This is a genomic window from Streptomyces rubradiris, from assembly GCF_016860525.1.
In the GTDB taxonomy this organism is placed as follows: Bacteria; Actinomycetota; Actinomycetes; order Streptomycetales; family Streptomycetaceae; genus Streptomyces; species Streptomyces rubradiris.
The window spans coordinates 3,176,743-3,193,346 of record NZ_BNEA01000015.1 but is presented as its reverse complement, the minus strand read 5'-3'; the positions used below and the strand labels follow the sequence as shown (position 1 = coordinate 3,193,346).

Annotated in this window: 14 protein-coding genes; all 14 read left to right on the top strand. The window is 70.8% G+C overall.

All coding sequences use genetic code 11. The features are described from left to right. The first annotated feature begins 4 nt into the window (after nucleotides 1-4). The 14 genes from Srubr_RS27175 to Srubr_RS27105 all read left to right on the top strand — a co-directional run bounded on the left by Srubr_RS27175 (nucleotide 5) and on the right by Srubr_RS27105 (nucleotide 16,570). Entirely contained in the window at nucleotides 5-1,234 is a 1,230-nt protein-coding gene (locus tag Srubr_RS27175; protein ID WP_189993886.1) for an N-acylneuraminate cytidylyltransferase, read from the top strand. A 12-nt stretch (nucleotides 1,235-1,246) separates the two neighbouring features. Beyond that, entirely contained in the window at nucleotides 1,247-2,185 is a 939-nt protein-coding gene (locus Srubr_RS27170) for an N-acetylneuraminate synthase family protein (protein WP_189993884.1), read from the top strand. Nucleotides 2,186-2,730: 545 nt separating this feature from the next. Further along, a complete protein-coding gene (locus Srubr_RS27165; protein ID WP_189994526.1) occupies nucleotides 2,731-3,828 on the top strand; it encodes a hypothetical protein in 1,098 nt (365 codons plus the stop codon). A 423-nt stretch (nucleotides 3,829-4,251) separates the two neighbouring features. After that, a complete protein-coding gene (locus Srubr_RS27155; protein WP_189993881.1) occupies nucleotides 4,252-4,692 on the top strand; it encodes a hypothetical protein in 441 nt (146 codons plus the stop codon). 9 nt (nucleotides 4,693-4,701) lie between these two features. Next, nucleotides 4,702-6,507: an alpha/beta hydrolase gene (locus tag Srubr_RS27150; protein ID WP_189993879.1), complete on the top strand. Its 1,806-nt coding sequence runs from the start codon at nucleotides 4,702-4,704 to the stop codon at nucleotides 6,505-6,507. A 15-nt stretch (nucleotides 6,508-6,522) separates the two neighbouring features. Next, nucleotides 6,523-7,053, top strand: a complete 531-nt coding sequence (locus tag Srubr_RS27145) for a hypothetical protein (RefSeq protein WP_189993877.1) — start codon at nucleotides 6,523-6,525, stop codon at nucleotides 7,051-7,053. Nucleotides 7,054-7,291: 238 nt separating this feature from the next. Then, on the top strand, nucleotides 7,292-8,527 hold the full coding sequence (locus Srubr_RS27140; RefSeq protein ID WP_189993875.1) for an amidohydrolase: 1,236 nt from the start codon (nucleotides 7,292-7,294) through the stop codon (nucleotides 8,525-8,527). 423 nt (nucleotides 8,528-8,950) lie between these two features. Further along, a complete protein-coding gene (locus tag Srubr_RS27135; RefSeq protein ID WP_189993873.1) occupies nucleotides 8,951-10,000 on the top strand; it encodes a BMP family lipoprotein in 1,050 nt (349 codons plus the stop codon). Between the two features lie 196 nt (nucleotides 10,001-10,196). After that, the gene (locus tag Srubr_RS27130) at nucleotides 10,197-11,723 is read left to right on the top strand and encodes an ABC transporter ATP-binding protein (RefSeq protein ID WP_189994522.1); all 1,527 of its coding nucleotides are present in this window, start codon (nucleotides 10,197-10,199) and stop codon (nucleotides 11,721-11,723) included. Then, a complete protein-coding gene (locus Srubr_RS27125; protein WP_189993871.1) occupies nucleotides 11,720-12,847 on the top strand; it encodes an ABC transporter permease in 1,128 nt (375 codons plus the stop codon). Before Srubr_RS27130 ends, Srubr_RS27125 begins: the two co-directional genes overlap by 4 nt. Continuing rightward, nucleotides 12,847-14,133, top strand: a complete 1,287-nt coding sequence (locus tag Srubr_RS27120; RefSeq protein ID WP_189993869.1) for an ABC transporter permease — start codon at nucleotides 12,847-12,849, stop codon at nucleotides 14,131-14,133. The genes Srubr_RS27125 and Srubr_RS27120 overlap by 1 nt, the downstream gene beginning before the upstream one ends. Continuing rightward, nucleotides 14,130-14,534 (top strand): cytidine deaminase, encoded by a 405-nt coding sequence (locus Srubr_RS27115; RefSeq protein WP_189993867.1) that lies wholly within the window; start codon nucleotides 14,130-14,132, stop codon nucleotides 14,532-14,534. Before Srubr_RS27120 ends, Srubr_RS27115 begins: the two co-directional genes overlap by 4 nt. Before the next feature lie 72 nt (nucleotides 14,535-14,606). Continuing rightward, complete coding sequence (locus Srubr_RS27110; protein WP_189993865.1) at nucleotides 14,607-15,890, top strand: thymidine phosphorylase; 1,284 nt, start codon at nucleotides 14,607-14,609, stop codon at nucleotides 15,888-15,890. 95 nt (nucleotides 15,891-15,985) lie between these two features. After that, entirely contained in the window at nucleotides 15,986-16,570 is a 585-nt protein-coding gene (locus Srubr_RS27105; protein ID WP_189993863.1) for a Uma2 family endonuclease, read from the top strand. Nucleotides 16,571-16,604: the final 34 nt, after the last annotated feature.

Below are 16,604 nucleotides of genomic sequence, written 5' to 3'. Positions count from 1 at the left end.
GCCCATGTCCCACTCGGAAACGGACCCGGGCGCCTCGGTCCGCCGGGTGCTCGCCGTCATCCCCGCGCGCGGCGGCTCCAAGGGCGTGCCCGCGAAGAACCTCGCCCCCGTCGGCGGTGTCCCGCTGGTGGCCCGCGCGGTGCGCGAGTGCCGGGCCGCCCGGCTGGTGACCGACGTCGTCGTGTCCACCGACGACCAGGCCATCGCCGCCGCCGCCCGGGAGGCCGGCGCCGAGGTCGTGCTGCGGCCCGCCGCGATCGCCGGGGACACCGCCACCTCGGAGGCCGCGGTCCGGCACGCCATGGACACCCACGAGGCACTGCACGGCTCGGCCGTCGACGCGGTCCTGCTCGTGCAGTGCACCAGCCCCTTCCTGCTGAGGGAGGACATCGACGGGGTGGCCGCCGCGGTCGTCGAGCACGGCGCCGACACCGCCGTCACCGTCGCCCCCTTCCACGGCTTCGTCTGGCGCGACGGCGACACCGAGGCCGAGGGCGGGGCGGGCGTCAACCACGACAAGTCCTACCGCCCGCGCCGCCAGGACCGCCCCCAGGACTTCCTGGAGACCGGCGCCGCCTACGCCATGGACGCGGCCGGCTTCCGCGCGCACGGCCACCGCTTCTTCGGCCGCACCGAGCTGGTCCGCACCGACCCCGCCCGGGTGCTGGAGATCGACGACCCGCACGACCTCGCCCGGGCCCGGGCCCTCGCGCCGCTCTTCGACGCGGACCGCCCCGGCGCGCTGCCGACCGCCGCCGACGTGGACGCGGTCGTACTGGACTTCGACGGCACCCAGACCGACGACCGGGTGCTGATCGACTCCGAGGGACGGGAGTTCGTCGCCGTGCACCGCGGCGACGGCCTCGGCGTCGCGGCCCTCCGCAGGAGCGGCCTGAAGCTGCTGATCCTGTCCACGGAACAGAACCCGGTCGTCGCCGCCCGCGCACGCAAGCTGAAGATCCCCGTGCTGCACGGCATCGACCGCAAGGACCTCGCGCTGAAGCAGTGGTGCGAGGAGCAGGGCATCGCGCCGGAGCGCGTGCTCTACGTCGGCAACGACGTCAACGACCTGCCCTGCTTCGCCCTCGTGGGCTGGCCCGTGGCGGTCGCGAGCGCTCACGACGTCGTACGCGGCGCCGCACGCGCGGTCACCACCGTCCCCGGCGGTGACGGCGCGATCCGGGAGATCGCCAGCTGGATCCTCGGCCCCTCTCTCGATTCCCTCCCCAAGTAAGGACACCCCCTGATGAGCACCCACTCCCGTCTGCGCACCTTCGGTACGCGCGAGGTCGGCCCCGGCAAGCCCGTCTACATCTGCGGCGAGATCGGCATCAACCACAACGGTGAGCTGGAGAACGCCTTCAAGCTGATCGACGTGGCCGCCGAGGCCGGCTGCGACGCCGTGAAGTTCCAGAAGCGCACCCCCGAGATCTGCACCCCCCGCGACCAGTGGGACATCGAGCGCGACACCCCCTGGGGCCGGATGACCTACATCGACTACCGCCACCGGGTGGAGTTCGGCGAGGACGAGTACCGGCAGATCGACGCGTACTGCAAGGAGAAGGGGATCGACTGGTTCGCCTCCCCGTGGGACACCGAGGCCGTCGCCTTCCTGGAGAAGTTCGACCTGCCCGCCCACAAGGTGGCGTCCGCCTCCCTGACCGACGACGAGCTGCTGCGCGCCCTGCGCGCCACCGGCCGCACGGTCATCCTCTCCACCGGCATGTCCACCCCGAAGCAGATCCGCCACGCGGTGGAGGTCCTGGGCAGCGACAACATCCTGCTCTGCCACGCCACCTCCACCTACCCGGCCAAGGCCGAGGAGCTGAACCTCCGCGTGATCAACACGCTGGAGAAGGAGTACCCGAACGTCCCGATCGGCTACTCCGGCCACGAGACCGGCCTGCAGACCACCCTCGCCGCGGTCGCGCTCGGGGCGACCTTCGTCGAGCGCCACATCACCCTGGACCGCGCCATGTGGGGCTCCGACCAGGCCGCCTCCGTGGAGCCGCAGGGGCTGCAGCGCCTGGTCCGCGACATCCGCACCATCGAGGCCTCCCTCGGTGACGGCGTCAAGAAGGTCTACGACTCCGAGCTGGGCCCGATGAAGAAGCTGCGCCGGGTCTCCGGTGTGGTCGCGGACGCCGAGATCGCCGCGGCGGCCGGCGAGCCGGTCACGGTGTGAATCCAGGTCACTGACGACGGGACGGTCGTACGCCGATGAGCCCCCGCGCCGGTCAGGCCGGCCACCCCGCCCGCACGCTCGCCTTCGTGGAGAGCCCGGTGCAGCTGCTGAACGTACTGGAATGGGCCCACCTGCACGCCGGCCGGACCCCGGCCGGCGCGCGGGAAGCGGAAGGAAGGGAAGCAGCGGAAGCAGCGGAGGGGCCGGACCGCGCGGCGCCACCGGGCACCCGCGGCGCGGAACGTCCGACGGCGGCCGGCCCGGACGGCACCGACCCGGCCAGGGCGGCTGGGCCGGGCGCTGCGGACGCGGCCACGGCGGCCCGTCCCGGCGGCGCGGATCCGGCCACGGCGGCCTGGTCGGGCGGCACGGCTGGGGCGAGTGGTGCTGCTGGGGTAAGTGGTGCTGCCGGGGCGAGAGGTGCGACTGGTGCTACGGCGGCCCGTCCCGGCGGCACGGACCCGGCCACGGCCGCTCGTCCCGTCGGCATGGATCCGGCTACGGCGGCCTGGCCGCCGGGCGACATCGATCCGGCCACCGCCCTGATGCCGGGGCAGGCCGCCCCCGCCCCGGCCCTGCCCGTACCCGCCGCGCTCGGTGCCGTGCCCGCGCAGTCCCGGCGGGCCGCGGTCCGCCGGGCGCTGGGCCGGCGGACGGCGGGGGACCGGGCGCCGACGGCCGGCGCGGACCTCACCGTCGTCGTGCTGGCCCCGACCGACCCCATGACCCGCGGCCAGCTGCGCCGCATGGCCGACCTGGCCCGCGAGGAGGGGCACCGGGTGCGCTGGGAGGAGGCGCGGGGCGGCACGACCGCGCCCTTCCACACCATCGGCGGACTGGCCGGCGTGCTGCGCCGGGCCGACCGCATCGTCATGGGAGACCCGTTCTCCCGCTACGTACAACTGCTGCTGACGATCACCCGGGCCAAGGACCTGGTCGTGGTCGACGACGGCACCGCGACGATGGAGTTCGTCGCCCAGCTCGCCCGCGGCGAACGCCTGGTCCGCTGGCACCGCAAGGGCGGCCGGCCCGGCGCCCGCGACCTGCTCTTCGCGCCGGTCTCCTCCTCCGCCCGGCGCCGCCTCACCCCGAGCGCCCGGCGGCGCGTCGAGGTGTTCTCCTCCATGCCGGTGTCCGACATCCCGGACGGCGTCACCTTTACCGCCAACGACTTCGCCTGGACCCGCGCCCGCTTCGGCCCACCCGCCGTCACCGCCGGCGCCGACATGGTCGGCACCTCGCTGGTGGAGACCGGGGTGGTGGACGGCGAGCGCTATCTGGAGGCCGTCCGCGCCCTGGCCAAGGCGCACGGCGCCACCCGCTACTTCGCCCACCGCCGCGAGCACCCCGACAAGCTGCGCCGGCTGGCCGCCGAGACGGGTCTGGAGATAGTGCGCCCGGAACTCCCGCTGGAGCTGGTCGCCCGGCGCGGACCGGTCGGCCGGACGATCCTCAGCTTCCCCTCCACGGTCGTCCACACCCTCCCGCTGGCCCTGGCCGGCACGGGAGTGCGCGTGGCGGTGTGCGACATCGACCCGTCCTGGCTCACGGACACCGCCTCCCCGCGCGCCCAGGGCTTCCTGTCCGGGGTGACCGGAACGGCCCGGGACGTGCACCGACTGGCGGCGGTGAGCCCGGCCTGACCGGCGCTACGGGTGTCGGGGCGTCGACGAAGGGGGCGAAGGCCCCGGCCGGGCACGTGAGAATCGTCCTGGCCGGGGTTCTGGAGTCGCGGATGACCCGGCCGCGTTCAGGGTCCGCCGAACCCCGGCGGGCAGGGTGCGAAGCGGGGCGTGGAACAGCGACCCGGGCCCGCCCGGACGGCTCCGTCCGCCGGAGCAGGTCGCGGAGCGGGAGGAAGAGCCGGGGGTTGCCACGCGGGCCGCGCCCGCGCCGCCGTCACCGCTGCAGGTATGAGTACGGATACTCAGGCACCCTGTCATCACATCTCGATAGCCTCCTTCACAACATCTCGGTACCCCTCTTCACGTCATGCACGGGACCCGCATGAGACGGCGGAGGGGCGCCGAAATCGGGGAGACGGGCAAACGGGGAGAACATCACGCATGGCGTGGGACGAGTGGGAGCGACTGAAGGCGGATGCCGCGGCCCGCGGCTCAACGGGGATGCAGCTGAACCACGCCGACCCCGTGGGTGTGGGTTACGACCGTCTGAAGTCGAACAAGAAGGCCTGGGCGACGGCCGGTGAGGGCGTCTCGGGCCTGCAGGACGACATCGGCAAGGCGCTGGCCAAGCTGGACGACGGGCAGTCGGGGCTGGGTGACACGTCCGGCTGCCAGTCGACGGCGGCGCAGCAGGAGCTGTACGACTCCTGGAAGCAGTACGTCGGCAAGGTGAAGGGCCGGTGCGCTGCGTTAGGGGGACTCCTCGAGCGGACGGGCCTCGACCTCGCTGTGACCGACACGGATGTGAAGTCGGAGCTGGACAAGATCAGCGCCGAGTACAAGGACACCGAGGCGGTCGGCGGCCGGGCGAAGGGCAGGTGATCGGAGGTTATGGACCTTGCGACCTTGAAGGCTTTCAAGCCGTCCGAGTACCAGGAGGCGGCGGACGGGTACCGGGCCGTGAGTGAGATGGCCGGCTCGGCCAAGGACACGGTCGACAACAAGGTCTCTGCGGGCATCCGCAACAAGCTCGAGGGCGCGGCGGCGAATGCCGCTCTGGCGGAGCTGGCGGAACTGTCGAAGGACTTCCACTACACCCAGACCGAGTGCGGGCTGGTCAGCACCGCGCTGAACGGTTTCGCCTCCGACATGGCGGCGGCCAAGCGGAAGCTCGAGGCGGCCATGGAGGACGCCAAGGCGGCCGGGTGCACGGTCGGCGCCGACGGCTCGGTCAGCTTCCCGGCAGGCGGCAAGGAGGTCGACGGGAAGGTGCCCGAGGGTGACACCGTGTCGCCCAGTACCAGTGCGACCGATCCGACGTCGGCGGCGATCGAGCGCCAGGCCGTCAACATGCACCCGAACCCGAACTTCGGCAAGGCCGTCGGGTTCGCCAACCGCATCGGTGACGCCTTGCAGGAGGCCGCCGAGGCGGACGCCAAGTGGGCCCCGAAGCTGCGCGCGCTGAAGGCGGACGACGACCTGAAGGTCTCGGACCGGGACTGGGCGGACGTCAAGTCCGACCAGGACGGCGTGAGCGACGCCGGCAAGAAGTACCTCGACTCCCTGCCGCAGCCGCCCAAGGACGGCAGCCCCAGGGACAACGCGTCCTGGTGGAAGGATCTGAGCGAGGAGCAGCGCGCGGCCTGGGTCTCGTTGCGTCCCGACAGCGTCGGCAAGCTCGACGGCCTCCCGTCCGCCGTCCGCGACGAGGCCAACCGGATCGTTCTGGACGAGACCCGGGCGCGCTACCAGTTGGAACTCGACTCCATGCCGAAGCCGCCGGCGAACGAGTGGACCTACATCCACGGCGGGGGCGGCTGGGCGTCGAAGGTGCACACCGACGAGTGGATGGACTGGTACAGAAAGTACGGCGAGCGGTACGACCATCTCAACCAGTCGCTCCACGGCATGCAGGCCATCCAGGGCCGTTTCGACAGGACTGGTGAGCGAGGGCTTCCCGAGGCGTACCTGCTGGGCTTCAGCACCGAGGGCGACGGTCGCGCGATCATTGCCAATGGCAACCCGGACACCGCGGACCACCAAGCCGTCTATGTGCCAGGTACGAAGGCGGATCTGGATGGCATCGAAGGCGATGTCAACCGGATGGTCAACGTCTGGCGCCGCGCCGACAACGAGGCGGACGGAAAGACCGTCTCCACGATCACCTGGCTCGGCTATGACGCACCGGACAAAGTGGTCAACGACGCGCCGTTCGAGCACTACGCCTACGACGGTGCTCCGGCGTTCAACCGTTTCCTGGACGGACTCGAGGCGTCGCATACGGGTGACACGCCGGCGCACCGCACCGTGATCGGCCATTCGTACGGAACGACTCTGATCGGCGCCGCTGCTGAGACGGGGACGCTGAACACCGATGACGTCGTCTTCGCCGGCAGCCCCGGCGTCAAGGTGTCGAACGCCGAGGAGATGGACGTCCCCAAGGGGCATGTGTGGAACGAGGAAGCCAAGGGAGACGTCGTTCCGGACTTCGGCCGCTGGGGCCACGGCGGGGATCGTTTCGTCATCCCGAGCGACCAGGAATTCGGCGCCAACCAGATGACCACGGGCACGGCAGGGCACAGCGGGTACTGGAACGAGGGCTCGGACAGCCTGAAGAATCAGGCGCTGGTCGTGGTTGGCAAGGGCGACAACGTGAAGCTGGAGCCGCCGCCCGACTACTGGGCGCACGTGAAATAGGAGAGACCCCCTGACGTGAAGATCAAACTGACCGCCTTCGCGGTCGCCCTGCCCCTTGCACTCACGACTCTGACCGGATGCGACATGACCGAGAACGAGTCCGACGACGTCACGTCGGCCGGCACCAGCACCTCGAGCGACGCCGCCGACGCGGTGGAGGGCATATCCAGCGGGATCTACGACCTGATCGGTGTCAAGGGCAAGGCGTCCGACAGCCGCTCGGGCGTCGAAGAGTGCGAGGGCAAGGACCGCGACACCTACTTCAAGATCTTCCACCCGTGGAGCTTCTATCCCGCGTCGGCGAGCGATCTCGATGACGCGATGCGGAACCTCAGGGAGAGGCTGCCCGAGCACGGCTGGAAGATCGTCCAGTACGGCCCGGACACCAGCAAGAACAGGAACATCGTCCTGATCGCCGACAACGACGAGCGGAAGGCCGGCGTACACATCGCCCAGATGGCGAAGAACGACCCGCCGAAGTTGAGTGTGGATGTCGTCTCCGGCTGCTACAAGGTCCCCGACGGCCAGAAGGTCGAGCACTTCTAGTCTCGGGGCGGGCAGGATCTCCCAAGGTCCGGCTCGTCGTGGTGCGGTTCCCGGACATCGCGCGCGTGATCCCGCCGAGGCGTGGTATCCGTGGAGGAGGAAAACAAGGGTTTTACCCGCCACAGTCCGACGCCATGCGTCCGCCGGTCAGATTTACGTCCCCTAACGGACTGAACTTTTGTTGTTCCGGGGGTAGTTGATCAGCGGACGTCCTACCCTTCAGAGGGTGAAGCAATTGATGTCCCTAGAGTCCGAGTCCGGCCTTTCGGGGGATGTGCTCCCCGGCGTGCTGAGCGAGTCCCTGCACGCCGAACTCGTCGCCTTCCGGCGCGACTTGCACATGCACCCCGAACTGGGCAACCAGGAGTTCCGTACGACCGCCGCCCTCAAGGAACGGCTGGAGCTGGCCGGGCTCAGGCCCCGGGTGCTCGGCAGCGGGACCGGACTCGTCTGCGACATCGGGCTAGCGGAGGGCGAGCGGCCCGAGGAGCCACTGCTCGCGCTGCGCGCCGACATCGACGCGCTGCCCATCCCGGACACCAAGGACGGCTGCCCGTACCGCTCGACCGTGCCGGACCGGGCGCACGCCTGCGGTCACGACGTGCACACCACCGTCGTCCTCGGCGCCGGGCTGGTCCTCGCCGACCTGCACGCCAAGGGCCTGTTGCCGCGCCCGGTACGACTGGTGTTCCAGCCGGCCGAGGAGGTGCTGCCCGGCGGCGCCCTGTCCTCCATCGCCGACGGCGTGCTGACCGACGTCGGCCGGATCCTCGCGGTGCACTGCGACCCGAGGGTGGAGGCCGGGAAGGTCGGGCTGCGGACCGGGGCGATCACCAGCGCCTGCGACTGCCTGGAGGTCGCACTCGACGGCCCCGGCGGGCACACCGCCCGCCCGCACCTGACCACCGACCTGGTCACCGCCGCCGCCCGGGTCGCCGTCGACGTGCCCGCGCTGATCGCCCGCCGGGTCGACACCCGCGTCGGCCTCGCCCTCACCTGGGGCCGGATCGAGTCCGGGCACGCGCCGAACGTGGTCCCGCAGCACGCGGAGCTGTCCGGGACCGTGCGCTGTCTGGACCTGGAGACCTGGCGGCAGGCCCCCGACATCGTGCACGCGGCCATCGACGAGGTCGCCACCCTGCACCGGGCCAAGTCCGAGATCACCTACGTGCGCGGGGTGCCGCCGGTCGTCAACGACCGGCAGTCCACCGAGCTGCTGCACCGGGCCATGGTCGCCCGGCGCGGCACCAAGGCGGTGGAGACCACCCAGCAGAGCCTCGGCGGCGAGGACTTCTCCTGGTACCTGGAGCACGTGCCGGGCGCGCTGGCCCGGCTCGGCGTGCGGCGGCCCGGCGAGCACCGGGTCCGCGACCTGCACCAGGGCGACTTCGACGCCGACGAGCACGCGATCACGGTGGGTGTGGAGATGTTCACCGCCGCCGCCTTCCTGGACGCGGCCACGGCGGAGAGGTGACGGACGGCCCCTGTCGGACGGCCCCTGTCGGACGGCCCCTGAGGGACGGCCCCTGAGGGACGGCCCCTGAGGGACGGCCACTGAGGGACGGCCCCTTGAGGGACGGCCCTGTCGGGCGGCCCCGACGGACAGGCCGTACGGGGGCCGGCGGGGCGGCCCCCGGGGCCGTTCCCCCCTCCGGCGCAACACGGACACGAGCCAATCGCGCACGGCCGGCGACACGGCCCGTATACGACCCGGAGACCGAGTTCAGACGGTGTTTGCCTCGAATCGATAACGGCTTCGCGAGAGGGTTTTTTGCGACATCTACGCGCGTTACGATGCCGCGAAGCCGACGCCGAAGGGGCGACTCGGCCGGAGCACTGACATGGTGCTCCCATCAAGCGCCGACATGGCGCTCAGGTCAGGTGAAGGAGCCTTCCCGTGCGCCGGGTAGCCAAGCTTTCTGCTGCGTGTATCGCGTCCGCAGCTCTCGCCGTGACTGCCACCGCCTGTGGCAGCACCTCCTCCGAGAAGGAGTCCTCGTCCTCCGGCAGCGGCAAGGGGGTCAAGGTCGGCCTCGCCTTCGACGTCGGCGGCCGTGGCGACCGCTCCTTCAACGACTCCGCCGCGCGCGGCGCCGACAAGGCGAAGGCCGAGTTCGGCGGCGAGATCAAGGAGCTGACCGCCAAGACCTCGGACACCGAGGCCGACCGCGAGCAGCGCCTGTCGGACCTCGCGGAGGCCGGCTACAACCCGATCGTCGGCATCGGCTACGCCTACGCCGCCTCCATGACCAAGGTCGCCGCGAGGTACCCGAAGACCAGCTTCGGCATCGTCGACTCGGTGGTGGACGGCAAGAACGTCAACAGCATCACCTTCACCGAGGAGCAGGGCTCCTACCTGGCCGGTGTCGCCGCCGCGCTGAAGAGCAAGTCGAAGCACGTCGGCTTCATCGGCGGTGTCGACGTCCCGCTGATCAAGAAGTTCGAGGCGGGCTACCTCCAGGGCGTCAAGGACACCGACCCGAAGATCAAGGTCGACACCCAGTACCTGTCGCACGGCTCGGACACCTCCGGCTTCGCCAGCCCCGACAAGGGCAAGGAGGCCGCGCAGGGCATGCTGGACAACGGCGCCGACGTCGTCTACACGGCGGCCGGCTCCTCCGGCAACGGCGCCATCGAGGCCGTCGCGGGCAAGAAGGGCGCCTGGGCGATAGGCGTGGACTCGGACCAGTACAACGTCCCGGGTCTGGCCAAGTACAAGAACTCGATCCTGACCTCGATGGTCAAGAACGTCGACCTCGGCGTGTACGACTTCGTCAAGTCGATCCACGACGGCAAGCCGCTGAGCGGCACCCACACCTACGCGCTCGCCCAGGACGGCGTGAAGCTGTCCCCGAGCGGCGGCTTCATCGACGACATCCAGGCCAAGCTGGACGCGGCGAAGAAGAAGATCGTCGACGGCTCCATCAAGGTCAAGTCCACCCCGTGACCTGACGGGTCCGCTCGGACCCCGGCTCGGCGCGGGGGCCTCCCCAGCCCCCCGCCGGGCCATAACAATGTGTCAACTCTACGCGTGTAGCGCGGAGTTGCCGCGCTAGCGTCGCCGACGCCTGCCCCCTCCCCGCAGCCTCTTTCCCCGAGGAGAGTGCGCCATCAACGCGTCCAGCCCGCCCGCTGCCGTCGAACTGCGCGGCATCACCAAGCGTTTCCCCGGCGTCGTCGCCAACCGCGACATCGACATCACCGTACGCTCGGGCACCGTCCACGCCCTGTGCGGCGAGAACGGCGCCGGCAAGTCCACCCTGATGAAGATCCTCTACGGCATGCAGCAGCCGGACGAGGGCACCATCACGGTCAACGGCGAGCAGGTCGTCCTGCACAACCCCGGCGACGCCATCGCCCGCGGCATCGGCATGGTGCACCAGCACTTCATGCTCGCCGACAACCTCACCGTGCTGGAGAACGTCGTCCTCGGCGCGGAGAAGCTGCACGGCATCGGGGGCCGGGCCCGCGCCCGGATCAAGGAGATCTCGGACGCGTACAGCCTGAACGTCCGGCCCGACGTCCTCGTGGAGGAGCTGGGCGTCGCCGACCGCCAGCGCGTGGAGATCCTCAAGGTCCTCTACCGCGGCGCCCGCACCCTCATCCTCGACGAGCCGACCGCCGTGCTCGTGCCGCAGGAGGTCGACGCGCTCTTCGACAACCTGCGCGAGCTGAAGGCCGAGGGCCTCACCGTCATCTTCATCTCCCACAAGCTGGGCGAGGTGCTGTCGGTCGCCGACGAGATCACCGTCATCCGGCGCGGCACCACCGTCGGCACCGCCGACCCGCGCACCACCACCCCCAAGCAGCTGGCCGAGCTGATGGTCGGCAGCGAGCTGCCCAGCCCGGACACCGAGGAGTCCACCGTCACGGACGTCCCGATGCTGGAGCTGTCGGGCCTGCACCTGACGCAGACCGGCCTCGACGGCATCGAGCGGGTCATCCTCGACGAGATCTCCTTCACCATCCACAAGGGCGAGGTCCTCGGCATCGCCGGCGTGGAGGGCAACGGCCAGTCCGAGCTGGTCGAGGCGATCATGGGCATGCGGCAGCCCGACGCCGGCGTCATCACGCTCGACGGCACCGACATCTCGCACGCCGTCACCCGCGACCGCCGCCTGGCCGGCATCGGCTACATCCCCGAGGACCGGCACCGCCACGGCCTGCTGCTGGAAGCGCCGTTGTGGGAGAACCGCATCCTCGGCCACGTCAGCGAGAAGCCCAACTCGCGCGGCGCGCTGCTCGACATCAAGGCGGCCCGCGCCGACACCGAGCGGATCGTGACGTCGTACGACGTCCGCACCCCCGGCATCGACGTGACCGCGGCCTCGCTGTCCGGCGGCAACCAGCAGAAGCTGATCGTCGGCCGCGAGATGAGCCACAACCCCAAGCTGCTGATCGCCGCCCACCCCACCCGTGGTGTGGACGTCGGCGCCCAGGCGGCCATCTGGGACTACATCCGCGAGGCCCGCCGCGAGGGCCTGGCCGTACTGCTGATCTCCGCCGACCTGGACGAGCTGATCGGCCTGTCCGACACCCTGCGGGTGATGTACCGGGGCCGTCTGGTCGCCGACGCCGACCCCGCCACCATCACCCCCGAAGAGCTGGGCTCCGCCATGACGGGTGCGGCCACCGGCCACCTGGAGCACACAGAGGACGACGAGCGATGAACAAGCTGACCTCACGCATCGACAAGGAGCGGCTGGCCCTGGGCATCGCCGCGCCGCTGCTGGCGGTCGTCGCCGCGCTCGTCGTCACCGCCCTGGTGATCCTCGCGACCGGCAAGAACCCCGGCGCCGCGTTCAGCGACATGATGAGCTACGGCTTCGCCAGCGACAGCCAGGTCTACATCCTGAACAAGGCCACCACGTATTACCTCGCCGGTATCGCGGTCGCCGTCGGCTTCCGGATGAACCTGTTCAACATCGGTGTGGACGGCCAGTACCGGCTCGCCGCGTTCATCGCCGCCGTCCTCGGTGGCGCGCTGGCCGTGCCCGGCTGGATCGCCATCCCCCTGATCATGATCTGCGCCATGGCGACCGGCGCCCTGTGGGCGGCCATCGCCGGTGTGCTGAAGGTGACCCGGGGCGTCAGCGAGGTCATCGCGACCATCATGCTGAACTCCATCGCCACCGCCGTCATCGGCTATCTGCTCCAGCCCGAGCGGCTCGGCGAACTCCAGCAGGGCGGCACCCTGGTCTCCACCGAGCCGCTGCCGTCGTCGTCGTTCTTCTTCAGCGTCGACACCGGCCCGGCCGGTGTGCTGGACGGCTTCATCGTCGTCGCCGTGATCGTCGGCCTCGCCTACTGGTTCGTGCTCGGCCGCACCCGGTTCGGCTTCGACCTGCGCACCGTCGGCCAGTCCGAGAGCGCCGCCGCCGCGAGCGGCGTGTCGGTGAAGCGGATGGTCGCCACCAGCATGATCATCTCCGGTGCGGTGGCCGGCCTGATCGGCATGCCCACGCTGCTGAACGAGAGCCACCAGTACGACAACAGCTTCCCCACCGGGATCGGCTTCACCGGCATCGCCATCGCGCTGCTCGGCCGCAACAACCCGATCGGCATCGCGCTCGGCGCCCTGCTCTGGGGCTTTTTGGAGCGCACCACCAACCACCTGGAGTTCCAGGGCTACGACAAGGAGATCCTCGGCGTGATCCAGGGCGTCATCGTCCTGTGCGTCGTGATCGCCTACGAGGTCGTCCGGCGCTACGGCCTCAAGCGCCAGCAGCAGCGGGTCGGCGCGGAACTCGCCGCCCAGGCCGCCGCCCCGACGAAGAAGCAGGAGGTGGCGTGATGACTGCCACGATGACCGACACGCCGCCGCCCGCGGCGCCCAAGGCACCCGGCGCGCCCCAGCGCTCGGGTCGCTCCCTCGGCCAGGTCCTCATGATCGTCGCCGGCGCCCTGCTGCTCCTCGCGGCCGTCCGGATGATCACCGACTCCAACCAGCTGGACTCCTCCGGCCAGGTCGCCGCCGCGCTCGGCCTCGCCGTGCCGATCGGCCTCGCCGGACTCGCCGGCCTGTGGTCCGAGCGGGCCGGCGTGGTCAACATCGGCCTCGAAGGCATGATGATCCTCGGCACCTTCGGCGCCGGCTGGGTCGGCTGGCAGTCCAGCCCCTGGCTCGGCCTGCTGTGCGGCATCGGCTTCGGCGTCCTCGGCGGCCTGGTGCACGCCGTCGCCACCATCACCTTCGGCGTCGACCACATCGTCTCCGGCGTCGCCGTCAACCTGCTCGCGCTCGGCGCCACCCAGTACCTCGCCAAGCTGTTCTTCGCCGACGGCGGTGCCGCGGAGGCGGGCGGCAACCCCAAGCAGTCCCCGCCCGCGGACTCGCTGCCCGACATCACCGTCCCCGGCCTGTCCGACGGCCTCGCCTCCATCGAGAAGCACCACTGGTTCCTGGTCTCCGACCTCGCCGGCATCGTCGGCGGCCTGGTCACCAACCTGTCCGTGATCACGATCGTGGCCGTGCTGCTGTTCGTCGGCAGCTGGTGGCTGCTGTGGCGCACCCCGTTCGGGCTGCGGCTGCGCTCCTGCGGTGAGAACCCGGTCGCCGCGGAGTCCCTCGGCGTCAACGTCTACCAGTACAAGTACGCGGCCGTCGCCGTCTCCGGCGGTCTGGCCGGCCTCGGCGGCGCGTTCCTCGCGCTGGTCACCTCGCACACCTACCTGGAGGGCCAGACCGCGGGCCGCGGCTACATCGGTCTCGCCGCCATGATCTTCGGCAACTGGCGGCCCGGCGGGCTGGCCATGGGCGCGGGCCTGTTCGGCTACTCCGACGCCCTCCAGTTGCGCAACGGCGGCGTCACCGTGCACGCGCTGCTGCTGCTCCTGGTCGTCCTGCTGGTGCTGCTGGCCGGCTGGAAGCTGTACAAGAAGGCCGTGGTCCAGGGCGTGGTCAGCGCCGTCATGGCCGCGCTGGTACTGGTCTGGTACCTGCTCACCGACGAGGTCCCGAGCGACTTCGTGGGCGCCACCCCGTACGTCGTCACCCTGCTGGTGCTCTCGCTGTCCGCGCAACGGCTGCGGATGCCCAAGGCGGACGGCATGCGCTACCGGAAGGGCCAGGGCAAGTGACCCGGGACGACGCCGCCTTCGACTGGGAGCCGCTGCGCGCCCGGGCGCGGGAGGCCATGTCCCACGCCTACGCCCCCTACTCGGGCTACCCGGTGGGGGTCGCGGCCCTGGTCGACGACGGCCGCACGGTCACCGGCTGCAACGTGGAGAACGCCTCCTACGGCCTCGGCCTGTGCGCCGAGTGCGGCCTGGTCTCCGAGCTCCAGCGCACCGGCGGCGGCCGGCTGACGCACTTCACCTGCGTCGACCGCACCGGCGCCCTGCTGGTCCCGTGCGGGCGCTGCCGCCAGCTGCTGTACGAGTTCGGCGGCCCGGACCTGCTGCTGGACACCCCCGCGGGCGTCCTGACGCTCGCCGAGATGCTGCCGCAGGCCTTCGGCCCGGACCACCTCACCCAGTAACGCCGTACGGCCCCCCTGCTCCGTCCGCAGGGGGGCCGCACACTTCGCACCTCCCGGAAGGAAGCCCCAGCCATGGCCATGGACGCCATCTCCGTCATCCGTACCAAGCGGGACCGCGGCGAGCTGACCGACCAGCAGATCGACTGGGTCATCGACGCGTACACCCGCGGCGAGGTCGCCGACGAGCAGATGTCCGCGCTCGCCATGGCGATCCTGCTGAACGGCATGAACCGCCGTGAGATCGCTCGCTGGACCGCGGCCATGATCGCCTCCGGCGAGCGCATGGACTTCTCCTCGCTGTCCCGCCCGACGGCCGACAAGCACTCCACGGGCGGCGTCGGCGACAAGATCACCCTGCCGCTGGCCCCGCTCGTCGCGGCCTGCGGGGCGGCCGTCCCCCAGCTCTCCGGCCGGGGCCTCGGCCACACCGGCGGCACCCTGGACAAGCTGGAGTCGATCCCCGGCTGGCGCGCCCTGCTGTCCAACGAGGAGATGCTGAACGTCCTGGACACCACCGGCGCGGTGATCTGCGCGGCGGGCGACGGCCTGGCCCCCGCCGACAAGAAGCTCTATGCGCTGCGGGACGTGACCGGCACGGTCGAGGCCATCCCGCTGATCGCCTCGTCGATCATGTCCAAGAAGATCGCCGAGGGCACCGGCTCGCTGGTGCTGGACGTCAAGGTGGGCTCCGGCGCCTTCATGAAGACCATCGAGGACGCCCGCGAACTGGCGTCCACGATGGTCGGCCTCGGCACCGACCACGGGGTGAAGACGGTCGCGCTGCTCACGGACATGTCCACCCCGCTGGGCCTGACGGCGGGCAACGCGCTGGAGGTCCGCGAGTCCGTGGAGGTCCTGGCGGGCGGCGGCCCGGCGGACGTCGTGGAACTGACGCTCGCGCTGGCCCGGGAGATGCTGGACGCCGCCGGGCTGAAGGACGCCGACCCGGCGAAGGCGCTGGCCGACGGCTCGGCGATGGACGTCTGGCGCCGGATGATCGCGGCCCAGGGCGGCGACCCGGACGCGCCGCTGCCCACGTCGAAGGAACAGCACGTGGTGAAGGCCCCCGCCACCGGTGTCCTGACCCGCCTCGACGCCTACGACATCGGCATCGCCGCCTGGCGCCTGGGCGCCGGCCGCGCCCGCAAGGAGGACCCGGTGCAGGCGGCGGCGGGCGTCGAGCTCCACGCCAAGCCGGGCGACCGGGTGACCGAGGGCCAGCCCCTCCTCACCCTCCACACCGACACCCCCGAACGCTTCGAGTACGCCCTCCAGGCGGTCACGGACGCCTACGACATCGCGACCCCGGACACCGCCTTCCAGCCCACCCCGGTGGTCCTGGAACGCATCGCCTGACCTGCGGTTTCCCCATTCGGGTGAACGGGACCGGTGGACCCGCACCGGTCCCGTTCGGCATGCTGGGATCGGTGACGCACCGATAGGAGACGGCCATGAGCGCACTCACCGTCAGCCACGACGCCGAGCAGAGCTGGGACGACCTCGTCCGGTTCTGGGAGGAGACGGAATGGCCTGAGGGCAGCAAGGTGGAGATCATCGAGGGGATCGTCACCGTGTCACCTGCTCCCGCGTTTCGTCACAACCTGATCGCGGCTCGCATCCAGCGTCGCCTTTATTCTGTGATTCCAGAGGACTGGGAGATCTTCCAGACCGAGGTCATCGCCGTCCCGTCGCGGCTGGGCATGTTCATTCCGGACCTATTGGTGGTGCCGGTGGAGGCACGCCAGGACTCGGATTCCCACACCCCCGCCGCCCTCGCCGAACTCGTCGTAGAGGTCACCTCCAAGTCCACCGCCCGCCACGACCGCGTCAGCAAGCCGGCCGCCTACGCCACCGCGGGCATCCCGCTCTACCTCCTCGTCGACCGCTGGGCCCCCGGAGGCCCCACCGCCACCCTGTACGGCGAGCCGAAGGGCGAGGTCTACCGGGTGCTGTCCGCCGTGAAGTTCGGCGATCCGATCAAGCTGCCGGAGCCGTTCGGGATCGTCATCGACACCGGTGAGTGGCCGGTGGACTGAGGTCCTTCAAGCCGGGCGGCGATGAGTTCCGGCC

Excerpts from the sequence above, each read along its gene's own strand:
- Srubr_RS27175 (WP_189993886.1), top strand. The coding sequence starts at position 5 with ATGTCCCACTCGGAAACGGACCCGGGCGCCTCGGTCCGCCGGGTGCTC.
- Srubr_RS27170 (WP_189993884.1), top strand. The coding sequence starts at position 1,247 with ATGAGCACCCACTCCCGTCTGCGCACCTTCGGTACGCGCGAGGTCGGC.
- Srubr_RS27165 (WP_189994526.1), top strand. The coding sequence starts at position 2,731 with ATGCCGGGGCAGGCCGCCCCCGCCCCGGCCCTGCCCGTACCCGCCGCG.
- Srubr_RS27155 (WP_189993881.1), top strand. The coding sequence starts at position 4,252 with ATGGCGTGGGACGAGTGGGAGCGACTGAAGGCGGATGCCGCGGCCCGC.
- Srubr_RS27150 (WP_189993879.1), top strand. The coding sequence starts at position 4,702 with ATGGACCTTGCGACCTTGAAGGCTTTCAAGCCGTCCGAGTACCAGGAG.
- Srubr_RS27140 (WP_189993875.1), top strand. The coding sequence starts at position 7,292 with ATGTCCCTAGAGTCCGAGTCCGGCCTTTCGGGGGATGTGCTCCCCGGC.
- Srubr_RS27125 (WP_189993871.1), top strand. The coding sequence starts at position 11,720 with ATGAACAAGCTGACCTCACGCATCGACAAGGAGCGGCTGGCCCTGGGC.
- Srubr_RS27120 (WP_189993869.1), top strand. The coding sequence starts at position 12,847 with ATGACTGCCACGATGACCGACACGCCGCCGCCCGCGGCGCCCAAGGCA.
- Srubr_RS27110 (WP_189993865.1), top strand. The coding sequence starts at position 14,607 with ATGGCCATGGACGCCATCTCCGTCATCCGTACCAAGCGGGACCGCGGC.
- Srubr_RS27105 (WP_189993863.1), top strand. The coding sequence starts at position 15,986 with ATGAGCGCACTCACCGTCAGCCACGACGCCGAGCAGAGCTGGGACGAC.